Here is a 20622-nt window from a genome sequence, read left to right as displayed (position 1 = left end):
CGATTATATCAATTTTTTGTATAAACGCGAAGCTGTTGTCGATCAACAAAAGCGGCCTCAGGATGCCCTGAGAGCAAGACCCGCAGCAGCCCCCGTCATTGCGAGCGCCGCGAAGCACCGCTGGTGGAGAGGTGGATTGCTTCGCTGCGCTCGCATGACGGCAAGATGGCCGTTCTCAAGGAGATTTCGATGCGTGAATACTCAATCGCGGCGATCCCCGCCGATGGTATCGGCCCGGAAGTGATCGCCGCCGGCGTTCAGGCGCTCGAGAGCCTGCAGAAGCGCCTCGGCGACGTGAAATTCAATGTCGAGACCTTCGACTGGGGTTCCGATTACTACCGCAAGCACGGCGTGATGATGCCGGCCGACGGCCTCGCGACCTTGAAAAAGTTCGATGCGATCTATTTTGGCGCGGTCGGCGCGCCGGACGTTCCCGATCACATCACGCTGTGGGGCCTGCGCCTGCCGATCTGCCAGGGCTTTGACCAATACGCCAATGTGCGGCCGACCCGAATCCTGCCCGGCATCACCTCGCCGTTGCGCCATGCCGGCCTCGGCGACCTCGACTGGGTGATCGTGCGCGAAAATTCCGAAGGCGAATATGCCGGCTGCGGCGGCCGGGTGCATCGCGGGCTGCCGGAGGAAGTCGGCACCGAGGTTGCGGTTTTTACCCGCGTCGGCGTCCAGCGCATCATGCGCTATGCGTTCCGTCTCGCGCAGTCGCGGCCGCGAAAACTGCTCACCGTCGTAACCAAATCGAACGCGCAGCGCCATGGCATGGTGATGTGGGATGAGATCGCCGACGAGGTGTCGAGAGAATTTCCTGACGTCACCTGGGACAAGATGCTGGTCGATGCGATGACGGTGCGCATGACGCTCAAGCCGCAGAGCCTCGACACCATCGTCGCCACCAACCTCCACGCCGACATCCTGTCCGACCTCGCCGGCGCGCTGGCCGGCAGCCTCGGCGTGGCGCCGACCGCGAACATCGATCCCGAGCGGCGGTTCCCTTCGATGTTCGAGCCGATCCATGGCTCGGCGTTCGACATCACCGGCAAGGGCATCGCCAATCCGGTGGCGAGCTTCTGGACGGCGTCGCAGATGCTCGATCATCTCGGCGAGTCCGAGGCGTCGGCGCGGCTGATGCGCGCCGTGGAAAAGGTCACGGGCGCCGGCATTACTACGCCCGATGTCGGCGGCACCGCGACGACAAAGGATGTCACCCAGGCCGTGGTGGACGCCATCCATAGCTCCAACGTGTGACGGCCCAACACCGGCGTGGCCAACCGTGCGCGAGGCAAAAATGCCCGCGCTACAAATCAGAACAAGAATATTGGGAGGTGCAGATGAAAATGAGAAAGACGGCCGCTATCGCGCTCGCGTTGGCCATGGTCAGTTCCGCAAGCCAGGCGCAGAACTACCCGAGCCGGCCGATCACGCTGCTGGTGCCCTTCGCCGCCGGCGGCGCCACCGACACGGTGGCACGGGTGACCGCGCAGTCGATGTCGAAACTGCTCGGACAGACGATTGTCGTCGAGAACGCCACAGGCGCCGGCGGCACCATCGCGGCGACGCGGGCCTCGCGCGCCGAACCGGACGGCTACACGATCCTGATCCACCACATCGGCATCTCCACGGCTGCGACGCTCTACCGCAAGCTCGCTTACGACACCAAGACGGCGTTCGCGCCGATCGGCCTCGTCACCAACGCGCCGATGACGATCATCGGCCGCCCCGATCTGCCGCCGAAGACGCTTGCCGAGCTCGTCACCTACATCAAGGCCAATGGCGACAAGATGACTTTTGGCAATGCCGGGCTCGGCGCGGCCTCGCATCTCTGCGGTATGCTGTTCATGACGGCGGTCGGCAAAGAAATCCTCACCGTGCCCTACAAGGGCAATGCGCCTGTGATGAACGATCTGATCGCCAAGCAGATCGACCTTTCCTGCGATCAGACCACCAACACCACGAGCCCGATCGCGTCCAAGCTGGTCAAGGCCTACGCCATCACCACGAAGACGCGACTCGCGTCGATGCCCGATCTTCCGGCTGCCGACGAGTCCGGCTTGAAAGGCTTTGAAGTCGCCGCCTGGCACGGCATCTATGCGCCGAAGGGCACGCCCGACGACATCATCCAGAAACTATCCAAGACACTGCAGGAGGCGCTGCGCGACCCCGATCTGGTGAAGCGGTTCAACGACATCAACACCGAGCCGGTGCCGCAGAACGAAGCGACGCCCGAAGCCCTGAAGGCGAAACTGATCAGCGAGGTCGACCGCTGGGCGCCGATCATCAAGGCGGCGGGACAGTTCGCGGATTGAGTAAACCGCTGATTGGAGTGCGCGCTGCCTTAAAACTTGTAGCGGTGATAATTGGGCAGCCGCACTGCCGAAAGCATTCGCCAAAAAAATTCTGGTAGGTCCATTTCCGAACAGACACGCGGTTTTGGTTGCCAATATAATCAAGCCTCATCATTTTCATTCCGCGCGAGGGCAGGCTGATGAAGAATTCGTCAGACGAGGCCATGACACCCCTCAAACAACATGCCGTCGACGCGCTGCGGCGCGCCCGAAAATTACCTGTGGGGCCGCATCGCAATGACCTGAGACAGCTGGCCATGGGGCTGCGCCGCCTCGACCGGGAAGGGATCGGGAGAAATTTCCATCATCGGGAAGCCGGTCTGCAAGGGGGCGCCGAAGCGCGATATCCGGGCTGACGTTGCGCTGCCTGAAAACCTCAACGTTCGCCGGTTGCGTAGCGTGAACTCATGCGCATGAGCGGAGCCGCGCCTCACGGCACTAGCGTGGCGGAGGCGCGGCTGCGCATAAGGCGTCTTATGTGCCAGGCGTTCTGACGACCAGTTTTATGTTGAAGAGGTTGACGCCCTTGAACGGGTTCGGCGCGCTTTCGATGGTGCCCGTACCCGTGGCGTTCGCATAGGCGCCCGTGCCCGAGAGGATGGTATATTCGCCGTTTGAGCGACCGTCTTTGACCGAGCCGGTGTAGCGCGCCGTGATCGAGCCCTCCTCGAACGTGTAGGTGCTGTAGCCGAAGAAGGAGCCGGTGCCTTTGAGCGTGTCTGAGGAATTGACGAACTCTTTCACCCCCATACGGCCATCCTTGAAGACGGCGACACCGAACAGTTTGCCGGACGCGACGGTCTGTCCCTCAATGTTTGCGACCTCTGTTATTTTGAAGTCGATTGGCTTGGTGACGAGTTTGAATTCGAGTACCTGCTCTCCGGCCAGAGCGGGCGACGCCGCCATGGCCAGAGCCACGCCGGAAAGGAAAACGGCGAGTGACTTGCGCATGTGCTCCTCCTGCGTTTGCTGATGTGGAATGCTTGCCGTGCCTCGCCAGCGGCTGACGTTCCCGGAATTGTCCAGCATGCAGGCTCGGACACAACTATAGGTCTTAGCGAGGGAGGAAAGGTTCAGCACTTGTTCTCGTGATCCGGAACATGATGCCGTCAATTGCCCAGGAAGCCTCCGAAACCGCCTGCGTCCTGCCATTTTCGACGATGAAACCCGGCTTCCAGCGCGGGAACCGTCGCGGCGCGCGTCGGTGTTCACCGAAAGACGCTGGCGTCACGTCATCTCGGAATTCCGCTTCGGCAACATCGTCGGACGCGAGCTATTTGGCTGCAGCACGCGGGTTTGCGGATTGAGGCGTCCGCTCACCGCGCCCCGCCGAACAGCGCCCGCGCATTGCCATGCGCGACCTGTGCTGCGATCTTCGGCGGCAACTGCGCGAGCCATGCGCGATAGCCGGCCATGATCTGGCCGTAGCTGTCCCAACGCTCGTTGATCCAGGTGTCGGAGCCGAGCAGGAAGCGGTCCGGAAACCGCTCGAACAGCGCGCGCCATTCGGCCGTCAGCTTGCCGCCGCCGTCGGTGATGCCGCCGCGATAGGACAGTTCGCCCCACAGTTTTGGATATTTTGTCAGCATCTCCGCGACGCGATCGGTCGAGAGACCAAGGCCGGTATGGGCCCAGATGATGCGCGCACGCGGGTTGTGGCGCATCAGGATTTCGACGGCGACGTCGTCGGCATGGGCATGCAGATAGAGGTCGTGCTCGACCGCGAAATCGACGGTCTTCTTCACCCACTCGGTATCGGCGGCCTTGCCCGAGATGTGGAATTCGCCGATGCCGCGGTAATAGCCGCGTTTGAATTCGTCCTGCACGAGGTCGAAGATGAAGGGATCGCCGAACCAGGTCTGGATGTCGGCGCGCACCCGGTACGGCCGGATGAAGGGGACGATCTGCAAGCCTTGCGGTTTCGCGTCCATCAGCGCATGCGTGCCGGTATTCGGACGGCTGGTGGCAAGGATGCCGGTAACGCGGTGCTTTCTGAACAGCGCCAGCACCTCGTCGATGCCAAAATGGGGCTTTGGCTCCCAATTGTAGTGCAGGTGGGCGTCGAAGATCTCGATCGGTTCGTCCGCCCTCGCCTGCCCGGCTGTCCCCGCCATCCATGCGAGCGCCACGACGGCGGCGCATCGCAATGCGGATCGAACCAGCTGCCCGATGGCGCTCATTCGGCGGCGACCACGTGTGGCCGCTCCTCGCCCGGCTCTTCCAGTTGCGGTTCGAGCTTGCGCCGCAGGCGGCGGTCGATGCGGTCGAGATAGATGTAGATCACGGGCGTGATGTACAGCGTCAGCAGCTGCGACAGGCAGAGGCCGCCGACGACCGCAATGCCCAGCGGCTGGCGCAGTTCGGCGCCGGCGCCCGCGCCGATGGCGATCGGCAGCGTGCCGAAGATCGCGGCAAACGTCGTCATCATGATCGGGCGGAAGCGCAGCAGCGCCGCCTCGCGGATCGCGTGTTCGGCGCTCAAGCCGACGCGGCGGCGCTCCAGCGCGAAGTCGACCATCATGATGGCGTTCTTCTTGACGATGCCGACCAGCATCACGATGCCGATCATGGCGATGACCGACATCTCCATGCCGAACAGCATCAGGGTCAGGATCGCGCCGATGCCGGCCGACGGCAGGCCCGAGATGATCGTGATCGGATGGATGAAGCTCTCGTAGAGAATGCCGAGGATGACGAAGGCGGCAAACACCGCGGCGAGGATCAGGACGCCCTGCCCGCGCAGCGAATCCTGGAACACCTGGGCGGTGCCGGAGAATCCGGTCGCAATCGTCGCCGGCAGGTTCGAGGCCTGTTCGAGCTCGGTGATCTTGTCGACCGCATAGCCCAGCGAAAAGCCGGGCGCGAGGTTGAAGGAAATCGTCACCGCCGGCTGCTGGCCCTGGTGGTTGATCTGCAGCGGCCCGACGGTCGGAACCAGTTTCGCCACCGCCGACAGCGGGATCGTCTGGTTGTTCTGCGTCTTCATATAGAGCTTGGAGAGGTCAGACGGATCGACGCGGAATTGCGGCTGCACTTCCAGAATGATCTGGTAGTCGTTCGACGGCATGTAGATGGTGCCGACCTGGCGCGAGCCGTAGGCGTTGTAGAGCTGGTTGCGGACCTGATCGACGGTGACGCCGTAGACAGCAGCCTTCTCGCGATCGATATCGACCGTCATCTGCGGGTTCTTGATGTAGAGATCGGTGGTAACGTCGAGCAGGCCCGGCAGCTTCTCGATCTTCTCACGCATCTCCGGCGCCAGGCGGTACAGCGACTCGGTATCGCCGCTCTGCATCACGTATTGGTACTGGCTCTTGGAGATCCGTCCGCCGATATTGAGGTTCTGGATCGGCTGGAAGAACGCCTGAAGGCCCGGGATCTCGCGGGCCTTGAGGCGAAGCCGGGCGATGATCACGTTGAGGCTGTCGCGCTCCTTCTTCGGCTTCAGCGCGAGGAACAGGCGCCCATAGTTGGCCGTGGCGTTGGGGCCGCCGGCACCGACGGTGGAGTTGATATATTCGATCGCGGGATCGGCTTTCAGCACGTCGACCAGTGCCTGCTGCCGCTCCTTCATCGCATCGAATGAGGTGTCGGTGGCGGCCTCGGTCACGCCGATCAAAAAGCCGGTGTCCTCCTGCGGGAAGAAGCCCTTCGGCACGATCATATAGAGGTAGATGGTGCCACCCAGCGTGCCCAGCGTCACCAGCAGCATCAGGAATTTGCGCGCCAGCACCCAGTCGAGCGTCCACTCATAGGCCCGCAGCCAGGAATCGAACATCGCCTCGAAGACCCGGAGCACGATGTTCGGCCGCTTGGTCGCATCATGCGCCCGCAGCACGCGCGCGCATAGCATCGGCGTCAGCGTCAAAGAGACGAAGCCGGACACCACGATCGCGACCGAAATCGTCACGGCGAATTCGCGGAACACGCGGCCGACGATACCGCCCATCAGCAGTACCGGAATGAACACGGCGATCAGCGAGAAGGTGATCGAGATGATGGTAAAGCCGATCTCGCGCGCGCCCTTCAGCGCGGCCTCGAACGGCCGCATGCCGTGCTCGATATGGCGGACGATATTTTCCAGCATGACGATGGCGTCGTCGACCACGAAGCCGACGGAAAGCGTCAGCGCCAGAAGCGTCATGTTGTTGATGGAATAATCGAGCGCGTACATCACCGCGCAGGTGCCGAACAACGAGATCGGGACCGCCAGCGCCGGTATGAAGGTCGCGGACGCCGAGCGCAGGAACAGGAAGATCACCAGGATGACCAGTCCGATCGCGATCAGCAGCGTTTCTTCGACGTCGGCCACCGCCTGACGGATGGAAATCGAGCGGTCCATCAGGACGTTGATGGACACCGATGGCGGAATCTGCGCCCGCAATGCCGGGAATTTGGCGAGAATGGAGTCGACCACCGCCACCGTGTTGGCGTCCGGCTGCTTCTGGATCCCGAGCACGATGGCACGCTCGTTGTTAAGCCAGCTCGCAACCCGCTCGTTCTCGACGCTGTCGTAGATCCGCGCCACCTCGTCGAGCTTGACCGGGGAACCGTTGCGCCAGGCCACCACGATCTGGCGATAATCCACCGCCTTGTCCATCTGGCCCGAGGCCTGCAGCGCGACGTCCTGTTTCGGCCCGTTCAACGTGCCGACCGGGGTCGAGGAATTGGCGCGGGACACCGCCGTGCGGATATCATCGAGTGACAGCCCGCGCGCCGCGGCGGCTTCGGGATCGGCCTGGACGCGAATGGCGAATTTCTGCGCGCCATAGACACTGACCTGGGCGACGCCCGGAATCTGCGAGAGCGTCTGGCCGATGGTGATGTCGCCATATTCGTGGACCGTCGACAACGGTAGCGTCGACGAGTTGAGCACGACGAACAGAACGGGGAAATCGGCCGGGTTCACTTTGCGGAAGCTCGGCGGGATGATCATCTCGACCGGCAACCGGCGCTGCGCGATCGTCAACGCCGTCTGCACGTCGAGCGCCGCGGCGTCGATGTTGCGGTTGAGATCGAACTGGATCGTGATGGTGCTGATGCCCTGCGACGAGTTCGACGACATCGAGGAGATGCCGGCGACCGTCGAGAGCTGACGCTCGATGACGCCGGCCACAGATGCCGCCATGGTGTCCGCGCTGGCGCCGGGCAGCGTCGCGGTCACCGCAATGGTCGGGAAATCGACCCGTGGCAGCGCCGAGACCGGCAGCAGGCGGAAACCGAAGATGCCGAACGCGATGATCGACGCCGTGATCAGCGTCGTCATGACCGGCCGGCGGATGCAGAGTTCGGAGAGGGTCATCTTCTATGCCCCGGCCTTCTTGACTCGTGCCTCGACCCGCGATCCATCTGACAGCAGCAGCTGGCCATCGACAACGACGCTTTCGCCGCCGCTAAGGCCTTCCGAGATCACCGACATGCCCTGCGCGGTACGATCGACCTTGACCGGCTGGACCTTGGCGACACCGTCCTTGACCATGAAAACGAAATTGCCGCTCTGGCTGCGCTGCACGGCGACCGTCGGCACCACGATCGAATCCTCAGATCGGATGATGAGCTTGGTGGCGACCAGGGTTCCCGGCCACAGCGCCTCCTTCTCGTTGGCCATGATGCCGCGCACGGTGACCATGCCGGTGGTCTGATCGACAGTGTTCTCGACCATCGCGACCTTGCCGCTCTCGGAATGCTGAGAGCCGGGGATGGTGGCGGTGACGCCGGAGGCGCCCTTGGCCATCGACCCGCGCAGATCCACCAGCACGCGCTGCGGCACCGTGAAGGTCACGTAGACCGGCGCCATCTGGTTGATGACCGCCAGCGGGGTGGTGTCCGCCGGGCGGACGAAATTGCCGACCTTCACATTGGCGACGCCGATGCGCCCGGAGAACGGCGCGCGGATCGTGGTGTAGCTCTTCTGGACTTTCAGATTGTCGAGCGCGGCCTGGTCGGCCTTGATGGTGCCGGTCAGGATGTCGGACTGGGTCCTGGCGTTGTCGACATTGACCTGCGTGGTGGCGCCCTTGCTGACGAGGTCGTTGAAGCGGCGGAGGTCGCGCTGCGCGCCCTCGAGCTGCGCCTGGTCCTTGGCGAGCACGCCCTCGGCCTGCTCGATCTGCGCGTCGATCTGGCGGCTATCCAGCGTGAACAAGAGATCGCCCTCGTTGACCTTGGCGCCGTCCTCGAAATGAACCGCGACGATGGTGGTTTCCAGCCGCGACTTCAGCGCCACGCTGGAGATCGGCGTTACCATCCCGATGGCGTCGACATCGACCGGCATCGATTTGCGCTCGGCCTTGGCGAGCTCGACGGAGACCATGCGCGGACGCTGCGGGCCCTGGGCGTTGCTGCTGCCGCCCATCCACGAGGAGCGAGTGATAAAGCCGGCTGCCGTGGCAATGGCGATAGCGCCGACGAGAAGGATTACGGAACGCTTTTTCATATTTTTTTCACGCCCGCCGGTCCTCAAAAAGAAAGGACGGGAAGGTCTTCTCCTAGCCCCTTGACGGCGATCTTCGCGCCTTATTTCTAAACGGTTATCACAGCCTCGCTGCACATGGTATGCCACTGGCGGAACAATGTGTAGTTACAATCCCGAGCCATTTTCATGCGCGTTGCAACCTGGAACGTTAATTCGATCCGCCAGCGGCTCGAGCACCTTCTGACCTGGCTCAGGGAATGCTCGCCCGACATCGTCTGCCTACAGGAAATCAAATGCGTGGACGATGCGTTTCCGCGACTTGAGATCGAGGCGCTCGGCTACAACGTCGTCACCCACGGCCAAAAGACCTTCAACGGTGTCGCGCTACTGTCGAAACTGCCGTTCGACGAGACCAAATCCGGCCTCGCTGGCGACGACGAGGATGCCCACGCCAGATTTCTCGAAGGTGTGGTGACGCTCAAGACCGGGGTCATGCGGATCGCCTGCCTTTATCTGCCCAACGGCAACCCGCCGGACACCGATAAATACCCCTATAAACTCAAATGGATGTCGCGGCTTCTTGAGTATTCGAAGGAGCGGCTTAAGGCGGAAGAACCGCTGGTGCTCGCAGGCGACTTTAACGTCATTCCCGCGGCAGCTGACGTTTATAACCCCGCCGCCTGGGGCAATGACGCGCTGTTCCGCCCGCAGACCCGCGAGGCCTTCCAGTCCCTGCTCGGCCTTGGCCTCACCGATGCGCTGCGTGCGGTGACCGACGAGCCGGGCCTCTACACCTTCTGGGACTATCAGGCAGGCGCCTGGCAGAAGAACTGGGGCCTGCGAATCGATCACCTGCTGCTGTCGCCGCAGGCAAGCGATCGGCTGACCGATGTCGGGATCGACAGCTATGTGCGCGCCTGGGAGAAGCCGTCCGACCATGTGCCGGTATGGGCGGATTTCGATCTGGAGACGGCGTGAGCGCGGCCTTTGCCGCAAAGGTGGAGATTCGCGACGCAACGCCCAGTGACGCTGTCGCCGCCTGCCACGTCCTCAGGAAATCGATCTCGCAATTATGCTTTGCCGATCACCGCAATGATCCGGTGATCTTGAACGCCTGGCTGGCCAACAAGACACCGGAAATCGTGGCGGGATGGGCAAGGCAGAACGGAAGCTCGCTCCTGCTCGCGGTCGAGGGCGATGCCGTTCTGGCTGTCGGGGCCGTAACCGACGCTGGAGAGATCAGACTGAACTATGTCGCACCCAATGCGCGGTTTCGCGGCGTCAGCCGTGCATTGCTGAGGGCGCTCGAAGCCAGGGCCGTGGAGCGAGGCAATAAGCGTTGCACGTTGACCAGCACCGAGACCGCGCATCGCTTCTATCGGTCGGCGGGGTACATCGACGACGGCGCGCCGACCGGAAAGTTCGGCACGGCCGGCGGCTATCCGATGTCGAAGGAGATTGTTGCGGAATCATAGGGTGGGCAAAGGCGCCCTAGCGCCGTGCCCACCATCTCTCGGAAATCGTTGATGTGAATGGTGGGCACGCTGCGCTTTGCCCACCCTACGGCAGTGTCCGTGCCGTTCAGTCCCGCTTGCCCTGCACCCAGTGCTCGAGCATCTGCAGCGCGGTGGCGCGGTCGTCGTCGGAGGCCTTGGCGAAGGCGCGGTTGTAGCTTTCGCGGATCCAGGTCTCGTCGGGAGCGGCATTGTCGCGCGCCAGTGTCAACCACATCAGGCCGCGGGCAGCCTGCCGCGGCAGCCGGTCGCCGTTGAACAGCATCTGGCCGAGCATGGCCTGCGCCTGATGCTGACCCTTCTGGGCAGCAAGGCCGAGCCAGCGTGCGCCGTAGCGGAAGTCGTCCCGCGAAGCGTCCGGGGTCTTCAGGTAGAGCCGCGCCAGATCGTATTGCGCGTCGGCATTGCCGAAATAGGACGCGGCATAGGAGAACATCTCCCGGGCGCGATCAGAGTCCGGCTTGATCTTCGAGTTCGGGATGCCGTTGAGGTAGTAGCGTCCCAGCGCCACGAAGGCGTTGGCGACGATCGTGGCCTGCGGCGCCGACGGGCTGTCCTCGGCATGCGCGTTGGCGATACGGCTGAAATATTCGAAGGCGCGCAGATCGTCCTGCACGACGCCATCGCCATCGGCATACATCCGGCCAAGCTTCCACTGCGCCACGGGATGGCCGCCCTCAGCGGCGTATTGCAGCGAGTTCAGGGAGGGAGCTGCGACCGCCGTCGCCGTCGGCGCTGTGGCCGGGGCCTTCTTCAGCGCCTGTGCGGTGACGGCCTGCGCGGCAGCCGGCTGGTTCATCATGGGCAGCGTGGCGTCCGGCTTCACCGGCGCGCCATCGAATGCGAATCCGGGAGCGGCCACCGGTGTGGCCCCCAGCATCAACGCAAGAATGATACGCCTAGATGTCCGCATAACACTGTTTCTCGTGCGCACCGCCAGGATGGGTCACAGCCCCGTCCACCGCCGGCCCAACCTGTTGGGCATATTTCCACAGCGCACCCGACGTATGGTTAGTCGGTCGAGGTGCCCATTTGGTTTTACGTTCTGCGAGTTCGGCGTCGGTCAATTTTACGTTAAGAGTCCCGACCTCGGCGTCGATCTCGATAATGTCACCATTCTGCAACAGGGCGATCGGACCGCCCACGGCGGCTTCCGGCCCGACATGGCCGATGCAGAAGCCGCGGGTGGCGCCGGAGAACCGGCCGTCGGTGATCAGGGCGACCTTGCCGCCCATCCCCTGCCCGGTCAGCGCCGCCGTGGTCGAGAGCATCTCCCGCATGCCGGGACCGCCGCGCGGCCCCTCGTAGCGGATCACGATGACCTCGCCTTCCTTGTAGGTTCGCTTCTGGACGGAATCGAAGGCGTCCTCTTCCCGATCGAAGCAGCGGGCAGGACCGGTAAATTTCAACTTCGACATTCCCGCGACCTTCACGATCGCACCCTCCGGAGCGAGATTACCCTTCAGCCCGACAACGCCTCCCGTGACGGTGATCGGGTTGTCGGCGGACCGCACCACATCCTGGTGCGGATTCCATTTCACGCTCTTGAGGTTTTCGGCGATCGTACGGCCCGTTACGGTTAGGCAATCTCCGTGTAGGTGGCCATTGTCGAGCAGCGTCTTCATCAGAAGCGGTATGCCGCCAACCTCGAACATGTCTTTGGCAACATAACGGCCCCCCGGCTTCAAATCCGCGACATAAGGAGTCTTTTTGAAGATTTCGGCGACGTCAAATAAGTCAAACTTGATGCCGCACTCATGCGCGATGGCCGGTAGGTGCAGCGCAGCATTGGTCGAGCCGCCGGAGGCCGCGACCACGGCCGCCGCGTTTTCCAGCGAGCGGCGGGTGACGATGTCGCGCGGCCGGATGTTGGCTGCGATCAGCTCCAGAATCTTCTCGCCGGCGGCGGCGCAAAACGCGTCGCGAATCTCGTAAGGCGCTGGCGCTCCTGCCGAATACGGCAGCGCCAGACCGATCGCCTCGGACACCGTCGCCATGGTGTTGGCAGTGAATTGTGCGCCGCACGCGCCAGCCGACGGGCAGGCCACCCGCTCGATTTCGTCGAGATCGGCGTCTGACATTTCGCCGACCGAGTGCTTGCCGACCGCCTCGAACATGTCCTGGACCGTGACCTGCTGGCCGCGGAAATTGCCCGGCAGGATCGAGCCGCCATAGATGAAGATCGAGGGCACGTTGAGCCGGACCATTGCCATCATCATGCCCGGCAGCGACTTGTCACAGCCGGCCAGCCCGACCAGGGCGTCATAGGCGTGGCCGCGGACGGTCAGCTCGACCGAATCGGCAATGCATTCCCTCGACGGCAGCGACGAGCGCATGCCGTCATGGCCCATGGCGATGCCGTCGGTCACGGTGATGGTGCAGAATTCGCGCGGGGTGCCGCCAGCGGCAGCGACGCCCTTCTTGACCGCCTGGGCCTGGCGCATCAGCGAGATGTTGCAGGGTGCGGCCTCGTTCCAGCAGGAGGCGACGCCGACGAAAGGCTGGTGGATCTGCTGGGTGGTCAGCCCCATCGCGTAGAGATAGGACCGATGGGGAGCGCGCTCCGGCCCCTCCGTCACGTGACGGCTCGGCAATCTCTTCTTGATGTCGGTCTTGGCGTCCATCCGCGGAACCTGTTTCCAGCCATCTCCTTATCGGTCTCGGGAGCAATTTCCCGTCGCCTTCGGGCCAATCAGCTTTGAAAGAAATGGTTTCATCAAGGGGTGTGGCTAAATAGCGGCGCAAGCAAGAGGCCGCCGGGGTGGTTAACCAAATCTTCCCTTACTGTTGCGACCTCGCAACAATCGTGGCTTGGCGGCAACCATTATTCGGACTTATCAAAGCCACCGTGTTGCCCGCTTCCGGGTAGAACGCCCCTTGATTGCGAGCCTGGGACCCCTCGTCGCATACAACCTCGAAGCGATCGACGGGAATGTCTCTCCGCCGTTGCGTCGGCCTCGCCTCCTCCGTCCTCATCGAATTTCGACGTTCGACTTGCGTGCGCAAATGTCATTCGAGCGACAAACGCCGCAGCATCGAATCGTTTCGCGTCTCGCGCAATTGCAGCACGTCGAAAGTTCGCGTGCTTGCGTTCGAAGCGATCGCGTCAACATTGTGCGACCGGCACTTTTTGCGTCAGTTTTTCGTCACGCATGATCCTTATCGCGATAGGCGCGCATCAACGAATTGATCTGTTGATAGCCGAGATGAAACAACGTCGTACGTGATCTGCCGCAGCGGTTTTGATCGCCGACACAATTCAACGGATGCGCGGAAGATCGGTCGCAGTGATGCCTTTCGCGTCACCGTATTGCCCCTGCGAAACGCAAATCCGCCGCGCGCACGTCCAGCCACCGGCCCGTTTTCCTGTTCTTCCTTCGATGCGAGTGAAGGATCCTGCCTCACGTCCTTCCCGCGCGTCACGCGAGGCTTTCCCAAAGTCCGTGATCGTTTTCTAGTTCGTGAGGCCTCTGAGTAAGAGGTTTGAATAATGGCACGCTTCAATCTGAACAGATTCTTCGATGACGGCCGCTTCGAAGATATTTTCGCCAGGTTCGGCGGCGGCAGCTCCGACCATGATCATCTGAACGGCACGACGGGCAACAACACGTTGTTCGGGGGTGCCAAGGAAGACACCCTCGCCGGCATGGCCGGCAGCGACACGCTCAACGGCGGCTCCGGCGACGACAAGGTGTGGGGCGGCTCGGGCAACGACACCCTCTCGGGCGGCTCCGGCGGCGACCTTCTCGTCGGCGGCTTCGGCGCCGACCGGATGGACGGCGGCAATGGCAACGACGTGTTGCTCAGCCGGTCGGATTCCGGCGAGATGGTCGCGGCGCAAGATGGCACGACGCGGATCTTCGCGGCCGAATCGGCGGCGTTCAAGGCGGTCAACGACACCATCACCGGCGGCAGCGGGTCTGACACCTTCCGCTTCGAGATGAACGTAAATGCGAAGGAGGAGATCGTCGCCAAGCACGTCAATGCCGACGGCACCATCGACTGGGTCGGCGTGACCGGCGAGAACAACGCCACTCACGACCACTGGGTCGACGGCATCGGCAACGACGTGATCCGCGACTTCAACCGCGCCCAGGGCGACAAGATCGAAATCTCCGGGCACACCGCCGAGGTCAAGTCGATCCAGCACAAGGACAGCAACGGCGACGGCAAGAACGACTACAGCGTGATCACCGTCATCAGCCAGCAGGGCAATGCCGGCGCGCATGACGAGGATCTGCTTGGCACCATCACTGTCTACGGCAACCTCGTGAACAAGAACGATATCGCCGTTACCCAGACGGTATATGGCGCCTACGAGAAGGTCGATTCGCTCGCCGATGGCGTCCACTTCCAGCTGGAAGACGACGGCGTGCTGGCCAATGGCGGCACCGACGGCGGCCACCACAACGAAGCCACCGCGATGGCCAACATGTACATGTAAGCCGAAGACAACAAGACACGATCACGAACAAGGGCCGCCTCCCGGCCCTTGTTCTCCAGCGTCCGGTGTCGATTGCAGCGTCGCCGGGCGCTGGACTGCGTCGAAGCGTTCTCCTTAAGCCATCCGGCAAGTAGCCCCGCATGGATGAAGCTACATGCAGGGCTACCATCCCGGATGTCGCTTCCGTTGAATTACGGCGTACACGTCGCCCTAACGGGACGGCGCCCGCTGCTACATTGGAACTCGTCGCGTTCCATCTGCCTCATTTTGCGCGTGTTTGTTGTGTAGATGCGACAATTGCATCTTGTGGGTTGTGGCAATCTTTCGAACAGTTGGGGCCACACGCATCACGCGATCTCTTGGTTTTGACAGTGTTTGTGACGTGGCTTTCGCAGGGGGACCATGGAATGAACCGATGCTTGCGCTCGCTGTCCTGTTTTTTCACGCTGGCTGGACTCACCCTCTTCTCGACGGATGCGACCGCGCGGGCTAGCCATAAGCCACACGCCCAGAAGGCACACGAAGCGACCAAGAAGTCGCACGCGGTGAAGGAATCTCGGCCGCATCGCAAGGCTGCGCTCGGAAAAAATCGGCACGCCAAAAACGCTTCCGCCCAACGCAAGGCGAAGCGGCCGGAGGCTCCGCCTGCTCCCAAGGAGGCCATCGCGCCGCTAACGGGCGATCTGGCACTGGTGAAGGAATCCATCGAGCTCGCGCGCAAGGCAAAGACCGAAGAGGCTACCGACATCAGGAACAGGATCGCGGATCCGGCAGCGCAGAAGCTCGTCGAATGGTTCATCCTGCGCCATCCGGCGACGACCACGACTTTCAGCCGCTACGCGGCGTTCATCGCCGCCAATCCGCAATGGCCGAGTGCGGCGTTGCTGCGCCGACGCGCCGAGGCGCGGCTGTGGGAGCAGCGCATCGACGCGGCAACGGTCCGCAGCTTCACCGCCGATCGGCCCACCTATGCCAAGGGCAAGTTGGCGCTGGCACGCGTGCTGCTCGCCGAGGGCGATCAGGACGGCGCAGCCAGGCTGGTGCGCGACGCATGGCAATCGGACGAATTGTCGGAGCGCCTGGAGACCGATGTGCTCGAGACGTTCCGTGACCTTCTCAATCGCGACGACCACCGCGCGCGCATGGACAGGCGCATCGGCGCCAAGGATCTCGCCGGCGCGAAGCGCGCCGCGCGGCGCCTTGGCGACGACGAGCTTGCGATCGTGAAGGCTTGTGCCGCGGTCAGGGGAAAATCAGACAAGGCGAAGGATGCACTCGACGATGTCGCAGCCGAGGCACGGCAGGATCTCGGCTACACCCTTTGCCGCATCCAGTGGATGCTCGCCGAAAAGCGCATTGACGATGCGGCCCGCCTGATGCTGGCCGCGGCTCCTGAGACCATGGCGCTGCAGGACACCGATCAATGGTGGCGCGAACGGCGCTTCCTCGCCCGCAGGCTGCTCGATGACGGCAAGTTCCAGACGGCCTACGATGTGATCCGCCCCGCCGCGCTGCCGGCCAATGAATACTACCGGTCCGACTACCACTTCATGTGCGGCTGGATAGCCCTGCGCTACCTCCACGACCCCGCCACCGCGGCCCGGCATTTCGCCCGCATCGATGAGGGGCAGGTCAATCCGACCGTGCTGTCGCGTGCGAACTACTGGCGCGGACGCGCGGCCGAAGCCCTTGGCCAGGCGGATGCGATGCGCTTGAGCTATGAGGCGGCCGCCCGCTATCCGACCGCCTATTACGGGCAACTCGCGCGCGCCAGGCTCGGCCGTGACCAGATCGAGCTACGCGCGCCCTCACCCGTTCTCGCGTCCACCGATGCTTCCGCCACGGACGAGCGTGTGCGCGCCGCCGAGATGCTCTACGAGATCGGCGAGCGCGATGTCGTGCTGTATTTTGCTGCCGATCTCGGCGAACAAAGCTCTGATGTTGCCCTGCTCGAGGCGCTGGGCGAGCTCACCGGCCGCCGCAACGACGCCCGCGCGATGCTGCAGGTCGGAAAGCCCTCGCTCGGCCGCGGACTGCGGCTCGACCATTACGCGTTTCCTATCATCGGGATTCCGCCGCACCGCCAGCTCGCCCCCGAAATCGAGCACAGCATGATTTATTCGGTGGCGCGCACGGAGAGCGCGTTCGACCAGCGCGACAAGTCCACGGCAAATGCCGTCGGCCTGATGCAGGTGACGCCGGAAGCAGGACGCGATACCGCGAAGCGCTTCAAGGTCAGCTACGACTGGGACCGCATGGTTTCCGATCCGGTTTACAATACGCAGATGGGCGCGGCCGAACTGAGCGCGTTGCTGAGCGAATACAAAGGAAATCACATCATGACCTTTGCCGGCTACAACGCCGGCAGGGGCCGGGTGCGGGACTGGATCAAGGCCTATGGCGATCCGCGTGACCCCAAGGTCGATCCCGTCGACTGGGTCGAGCGCATTCCGTTTTCGGAGACGCGGAACTACGTCCAGCGCGTGATGGAGAATCTGGCGGTCTACCGCGTGCGGTTTGGCAGCGACGCCGCGGTGGCGTCGAAGGCCGACCAGCGCGTCAATACGCGGGAGGTGAATGCGGCAGCACCGACAGGCTCGCAGTAAGCGGACCCCGGCGAGCAAATGCGAGTTGTGCCTTCCGCCGTCGGGCCGCGCTACGTCCGCGGGCCAGAAACACCGATTTGCGGTGGTGACATCAATTCACATTCACCTAAGTGAGAAATCCCATGCGCCGAAGCGATCGCACGAACTCGTCGTCGAGCGTATCGAGCCACAGGACGCATGCCTCGGGAATTACAGCGATGCCATCGTTCGCCAGTTGGATAAAGTCCGGCGGTACCCAAGCGATCAGGTAGTTCGCCTCCATTTCCCCGCGGGCACCGTCCGCATACGCGAAGGTTCTGACATTTCGGACCATCCACACCCAGGTATCGTATGGAGGGATGTTGTTGACATCGAAAAAGCCCTGCGATTCCGCCTCTGCCGTTCCACAGGCGAGGTTGTCATCAGGGAAATACGCCAGAAGCCGGCCTCCGCAGAGATCGGCGACCGGCGAAAGATCGCGCTTTCCGGAAGATGAGAGGCGTCGTGAGCGCTCCAAACACACACTGAAGACCTGAGTGCCTTGGGACGTCAGGTCGTCCAGCACGGGCTTGCATGTTCGCAAGGACGTTCTTGGCTGTGCTGGCGAGCCCGCATCGCGGCACCAGGCAATCGTCTCAGTGAGGTACTTGATGAACGCCCGCTCGTCCTGAATATTGTTGAGGCCAGTGGCCATCTCACTGCACCCCGCCATTAGCCCAGATCTTTTCAAAATCGCTTTGCTCGAACTTGTTCGATCTGCCTTCACACTGGCCGGGGCGAAGAACCAGAATACCGACGCGATGCACGCAAACGCCGCGCTGGACGCGCGCCACGCCACTGCAAGATTTTTCATTGGCGTTTCGCTTGCGCGAGATCAATCCACCTTCACGTTGGCGGCCTTGATCATCGGCCACCATTTTGCGATCTCGGCCTTCTGCCAGGCGCCGAGCGCTTCGGGTGTCAGCTTGTCCTTGGGCGGCATCTGCAGGCCGAGGTTTTCGAGTTGCTTGCGTACGGCCGGGTCGCTCAGCGCATCGACGGTCGCGTCATTCAGCTTAGCGACGACATCCTTGGGCGTGCCCCTCGGGACCCAGAGGCCGGACCACAGCGTCATGTGAAATCCCGGCAGTCCCGCCTCGTCCACGGTCGGGATGTCGGAGGCGGATTCGACGCGCTTGGAATCCGTGATGGCGTAGGCACGGATGTTGCCGGCGCGCACTTGCCCGATCGAGTTCGAGGTCTGGTCGACAATCAGATCGATCTGGCCGGCGACGAGATCGTTCATCGCGGGACCCGTGCCGCGGTACGGCACATATTGCAGCTTGATGCCGGCGACGTTCTCGAAATAGAGCCCGGCGATGTGGCTGCCGGAGCCGGCGCCTGCCGTGCCCGCGGTCGCCGGCGTCGGCTGCGCCTTCAGCCACGCCAGGAACTCCTTCAGCGACGTGGCGGGCACCGCCTTCTTGCTGACGATGATCATCGGATTGCTCGGCAGCAGCGCGACCGGTTCGAGATCGGTGACGAGGTCGTAGCCGAGCTTGTAGATCGCACCGTTGGCGACGTGGGTGCCGAGATGACCAAAACTGACCGTGTAGCCGTCAGGCGGTGAACGCACCGCGCGGCCGACGCCGACCGAGCCGCCTGCCCCGGTCACGTTCTCGACCAGGACCTGCTCGCCGAGCGTGACCTTCATGCGCTCGGCGAGTATCCGCGCCATCGCATCCGAGGGACCGCCGGCGGAGAACGGCACGATGATGGTCAGGGGACGCGAGGGGAAGTTCTGGGCGGTGCCCGAACTGACGAGAACGAGCGTTGCAAATGCGGCCAGAACGAACCTTCGCATAACTACCTCCCTGAAACGCCCGCCACCGTCATTGCCTGCGACTAACGCGAAGCGTTTGTGCAAGGGAGCGAAGCGACGAAGCAATCCATACTTCCGTCGCAGCGAGATGGATTGCTTCGCTGCGCTCGCAATGACGGCTTAAAGGCTAGCGTAGTCGATCGGCTTGTGTCGGTCGAGCGTGCGCGTGACCGGCGGCAGCGGATATTTAAGCCCCGTCGCGCAATTGAACAGCATGACGCGATCGTTTTTCGTCACGCGGCCCTCGGCGAGGCTTTGCTGATAGGCAGCATACGTCGCCGCCCCTTCCGGACACAACAGCAGTCCCTCCTCGCGCGCGACTTCGTTGAGCGCAGCAGAAATCTTCTCGTCCGGGACCGCAATCGCAAATCCCTTGCTCTCACGGACCGCGCGCAGGATCAGAAAATCTCCGACCGCCTGCGGCACGCGAATGCCAGAGGCGATGGTGTGCGCGTCCTCCCAGCGCGGCGCGTGCTCGGTGCCTGCTTCAAAAGCACGCACCATCGGCGCGCAGCCGGACGCCTGCACCGCCACCATGCGCGGGCGCTTCGATCCAATGAAGCCGATGGCTTCCAGCTCGGCGAACGCCTTCCACATCCCGATCAGGCCGGTGCCGCCGCCGGTCGGGTAGAAGATCACGTCGGGCATCTCCCAGCCGAGCTGTTCGGCAAGCTCAAGCCCCATCGTCTTCTTGCCCTCGATGCGGTACGGCTCCTTCAGCGTAGAGGTATCGAACCAGCCGGCTTTGGCTTTTCCTTCCCCGACGATCTTGCCGCAATCGTCGATCAGGCCGTTGACGCGATAGACGGTGGCGCCCTGCAGCTCGATCTCGCTGACGTTCACTTCCGGCGTATCGGCCGGGCAGAAGATCGTGATCTTGATGCCACAAGAGGTGGCATAGGCCGCCAGCGCCGCGCCCGCATTGCCATTGGTCGGCATCGCCATGTGCCTGATGCCGAGCGCCTTGCCCATCGACACCGCCATGACGAGGCCGCGGGCCTTGAACGAACCGGTCGGCAGCCGTCCCTCGTCCTTGATGATGATCTCCCCGCCGCCAAGCTTCTTCGCCAGCTTCGGCAGGCGAATAAGCGGCGTCATGACTTCGCCGAGGCTGACGATGTCGCTGACCTTCCGCACCGGCAGCAATTCGCGATAGCGCCACATGTCCGCGGGGCGCTGCGCCAGCGCATCCTTGGTCAGTGCCTTCTTCACGCCGGCGAGGTCGTAGCGCACCAGCAGCGGCTTGCCGGCCTTGGAGAGGTTGTGGATCTGGTCGGCTTCGTACCGATCGCCCTCCATCGCGCATTCGAGGTGGGTCACGAAGGTCGGGCGTTCGATGGTGAGGTTGTCGTTGTCTTTCACGCTTGGTTTTCTTTCTTGTTCACGTGGTCTCTCAGCGTCATTGCGAGCGAAGCGAAGCAATCCATACCGCGGCATAACGGA

Annotated in this window: 16 protein-coding genes; 7 read left to right on the top strand and 9 right to left on the bottom strand. The window is 62.9% G+C overall.

Going from position 1 to position 20622, the window contains the following annotated elements; all coding sequences use genetic code 11:
- Nucleotides 1-189 precede the first annotated feature (189 nt).
- From CQ12_RS07075 to CQ12_RS43455, 3 genes are all read left to right on the top strand, one after another.
- Nucleotides 190-1263, top strand: a complete 1074-nt coding sequence (locus CQ12_RS07075; RefSeq protein WP_057834638.1) for a tartrate dehydrogenase — start codon at nt 190-192, stop codon at nt 1261-1263.
- Nucleotides 1264-1352: 89 nt separating this feature from the next.
- The gene (locus CQ12_RS07070) at nt 1353-2321 is read left to right on the top strand and encodes a tripartite tricarboxylate transporter substrate binding protein BugD (RefSeq protein WP_083519166.1); all 969 of its coding nucleotides are present in this window, start codon (nt 1353-1355) and stop codon (nt 2319-2321) included.
- A 179-nt stretch (nt 2322-2500) separates the two neighbouring features.
- Entirely contained in the window at nt 2501-2716 is a 216-nt protein-coding gene (locus tag CQ12_RS43455) for a hypothetical protein (RefSeq protein WP_157088042.1), read from the top strand.
- Between the two features lie 118 nt (nt 2717-2834).
- Here CQ12_RS43455 and CQ12_RS07065 read toward each other — a convergent pair whose 3' ends face one another.
- From CQ12_RS07065 to CQ12_RS07050, 4 genes are all read right to left on the bottom strand, one after another.
- Complete coding sequence (locus CQ12_RS07065) at nt 2835-3389, bottom strand: hypothetical protein (RefSeq protein ID WP_245309776.1); 555 nt, start codon at nt 3387-3389, stop codon at nt 2835-2837.
- Nucleotides 3390-3676: 287 nt separating this feature from the next.
- Nucleotides 3677-4474 carry an amidohydrolase family protein gene (locus tag CQ12_RS07060; RefSeq protein ID WP_057834635.1) on the bottom strand — a complete coding sequence of 266 codons (798 nt, stop codon included), beginning with the start codon at nt 4472-4474 and terminating at the stop codon, nt 3677-3679.
- Between the two features lie 62 nt (nt 4475-4536).
- Nucleotides 4537-7662 (bottom strand): efflux RND transporter permease subunit, encoded by a 3126-nt coding sequence (locus CQ12_RS07055; RefSeq protein WP_057834616.1) that lies wholly within the window; start codon nt 7660-7662, stop codon nt 4537-4539.
- Between the two features lie 3 nt (nt 7663-7665).
- Nucleotides 7666-8796, bottom strand: coding sequence for an efflux RND transporter periplasmic adaptor subunit (locus tag CQ12_RS07050; RefSeq protein ID WP_057834615.1), 1131 nt, complete (start codon nt 8794-8796; stop codon nt 7666-7668).
- A 165-nt stretch (nt 8797-8961) separates the two neighbouring features.
- On the opposite strand from CQ12_RS07050, the gene xth reads away from it, so the two are divergent.
- Nucleotides 8962-9753: an exodeoxyribonuclease III gene (gene xth / locus CQ12_RS07045; protein WP_057834614.1), complete on the top strand. Its 792-nt coding sequence runs from the start codon at nt 8962-8964 to the stop codon at nt 9751-9753.
- Nucleotides 9750-10250, top strand: coding sequence for a GNAT family N-acetyltransferase (locus CQ12_RS07040; RefSeq protein ID WP_347337417.1), 501 nt, complete (start codon nt 9750-9752; stop codon nt 10248-10250). Before xth ends, CQ12_RS07040 begins: the two co-directional genes overlap by 4 nt.
- A 106-nt stretch (nt 10251-10356) precedes the next feature.
- Here CQ12_RS07040 and CQ12_RS07035 read toward each other — a convergent pair whose 3' ends face one another.
- Nucleotides 10357-11202, bottom strand: coding sequence for a tetratricopeptide repeat protein (locus tag CQ12_RS07035; RefSeq protein WP_057834613.1), 846 nt, complete (start codon nt 11200-11202; stop codon nt 10357-10359).
- Nucleotides 11189-12913, bottom strand: coding sequence for a dihydroxy-acid dehydratase (gene ilvD / locus CQ12_RS07030; protein ID WP_057834612.1), 1725 nt, complete (start codon nt 12911-12913; stop codon nt 11189-11191). Before ilvD ends, CQ12_RS07035 begins: the two co-directional genes overlap by 14 nt.
- Nucleotides 12914-13779: 866 nt before the next feature.
- Here ilvD and CQ12_RS43450 point away from each other — a divergent pair.
- Entirely contained in the window at nt 13780-14733 is a 954-nt protein-coding gene (locus CQ12_RS43450; RefSeq protein ID WP_057834609.1) for a calcium-binding protein, read from the top strand.
- A 407-nt stretch (nt 14734-15140) separates the two neighbouring features.
- The gene (locus CQ12_RS07010) at nt 15141-17339 is read left to right on the top strand and encodes a lytic transglycosylase domain-containing protein (protein ID WP_057834608.1); all 2199 of its coding nucleotides are present in this window, start codon (nt 15141-15143) and stop codon (nt 17337-17339) included.
- A gap of 106 nt (nt 17340-17445) precedes the next feature.
- On the opposite strand, the gene CQ12_RS41910 is transcribed toward CQ12_RS07010, so the two are convergent.
- The 3 genes from CQ12_RS41910 to CQ12_RS06995 all read right to left on the bottom strand — a co-directional run bounded on the left by CQ12_RS41910 (nt 17446) and on the right by CQ12_RS06995 (nt 20541).
- Complete coding sequence (locus CQ12_RS41910; RefSeq protein WP_057834607.1) at nt 17446-18171, bottom strand: hypothetical protein; 726 nt, start codon at nt 18169-18171, stop codon at nt 17446-17448.
- 21 nt (nt 18172-18192) lie between these two features.
- Complete coding sequence (locus tag CQ12_RS07000) at nt 18193-19161, bottom strand: tripartite tricarboxylate transporter substrate binding protein BugD (RefSeq protein ID WP_057834606.1); 969 nt, start codon at nt 19159-19161, stop codon at nt 18193-18195.
- A 138-nt stretch (nt 19162-19299) separates the two neighbouring features.
- Nucleotides 19300-20541 carry a threonine synthase gene (locus CQ12_RS06995; RefSeq protein WP_057834605.1) on the bottom strand — a complete coding sequence of 414 codons (1242 nt, stop codon included), beginning with the start codon at nt 20539-20541 and terminating at the stop codon, nt 19300-19302.
- Nucleotides 20542-20622 lie beyond the last annotated feature (81 nt).

Origin of the sequence: Bradyrhizobium jicamae (assembly GCF_001440395.1) — a bacterium.
GTDB lineage: Bacteria > Pseudomonadota > Alphaproteobacteria > Rhizobiales > Xanthobacteraceae > Bradyrhizobium > Bradyrhizobium jicamae.
Note: the sequence above shows the minus strand (reverse complement) of the source record. Positions and strands in the feature narration are given on the sequence as shown.

Bases quoted from the DNA above. Each gene is read 5' to 3' on its own strand.
- CQ12_RS07035 (WP_057834613.1), bottom strand. From the start codon at position 11,202: ATGCGGACATCTAGGCGTATCATTCTTGCGTTGATGCTGGGGGCCACA.
- xth (WP_057834614.1), top strand. From the start codon at position 8,962: ATGCGCGTTGCAACCTGGAACGTTAATTCGATCCGCCAGCGGCTCGAG.
- CQ12_RS43450 (WP_057834609.1), top strand. From the start codon at position 13,780: ATGGCACGCTTCAATCTGAACAGATTCTTCGATGACGGCCGCTTCGAA.
- CQ12_RS07000 (WP_057834606.1), bottom strand. From the start codon at position 19,161: ATGCGAAGGTTCGTTCTGGCCGCATTTGCAACGCTCGTTCTCGTCAGT.
- CQ12_RS07055 (WP_057834616.1), bottom strand. From the start codon at position 7,662: ATGACCCTCTCCGAACTCTGCATCCGCCGGCCGGTCATGACGACGCTG.
- CQ12_RS07060 (WP_057834635.1), bottom strand. From the start codon at position 4,474: ATGGCGGGGACAGCCGGGCAGGCGAGGGCGGACGAACCGATCGAGATC.
- CQ12_RS07010 (WP_057834608.1), top strand. From the start codon at position 15,141: ATGAACCGATGCTTGCGCTCGCTGTCCTGTTTTTTCACGCTGGCTGGA.
- CQ12_RS07070 (WP_083519166.1), top strand. From the start codon at position 1,353: ATGAGAAAGACGGCCGCTATCGCGCTCGCGTTGGCCATGGTCAGTTCC.
- CQ12_RS41910 (WP_057834607.1), bottom strand. From the start codon at position 18,171: ATGAAAAATCTTGCAGTGGCGTGGCGCGCGTCCAGCGCGGCGTTTGCG.
- ilvD (WP_057834612.1), bottom strand. From the start codon at position 12,913: ATGGACGCCAAGACCGACATCAAGAAGAGATTGCCGAGCCGTCACGTG.
- CQ12_RS07065 (WP_245309776.1), bottom strand. From the start codon at position 3,389: ATGCTGGACAATTCCGGGAACGTCAGCCGCTGGCGAGGCACGGCAAGC.
- CQ12_RS43455 (WP_157088042.1), top strand. From the start codon at position 2,501: ATGAAGAATTCGTCAGACGAGGCCATGACACCCCTCAAACAACATGCC.
- CQ12_RS07050 (WP_057834615.1), bottom strand. From the start codon at position 8,796: ATGAAAAAGCGTTCCGTAATCCTTCTCGTCGGCGCTATCGCCATTGCC.
- CQ12_RS07075 (WP_057834638.1), top strand. From the start codon at position 190: ATGCGTGAATACTCAATCGCGGCGATCCCCGCCGATGGTATCGGCCCG.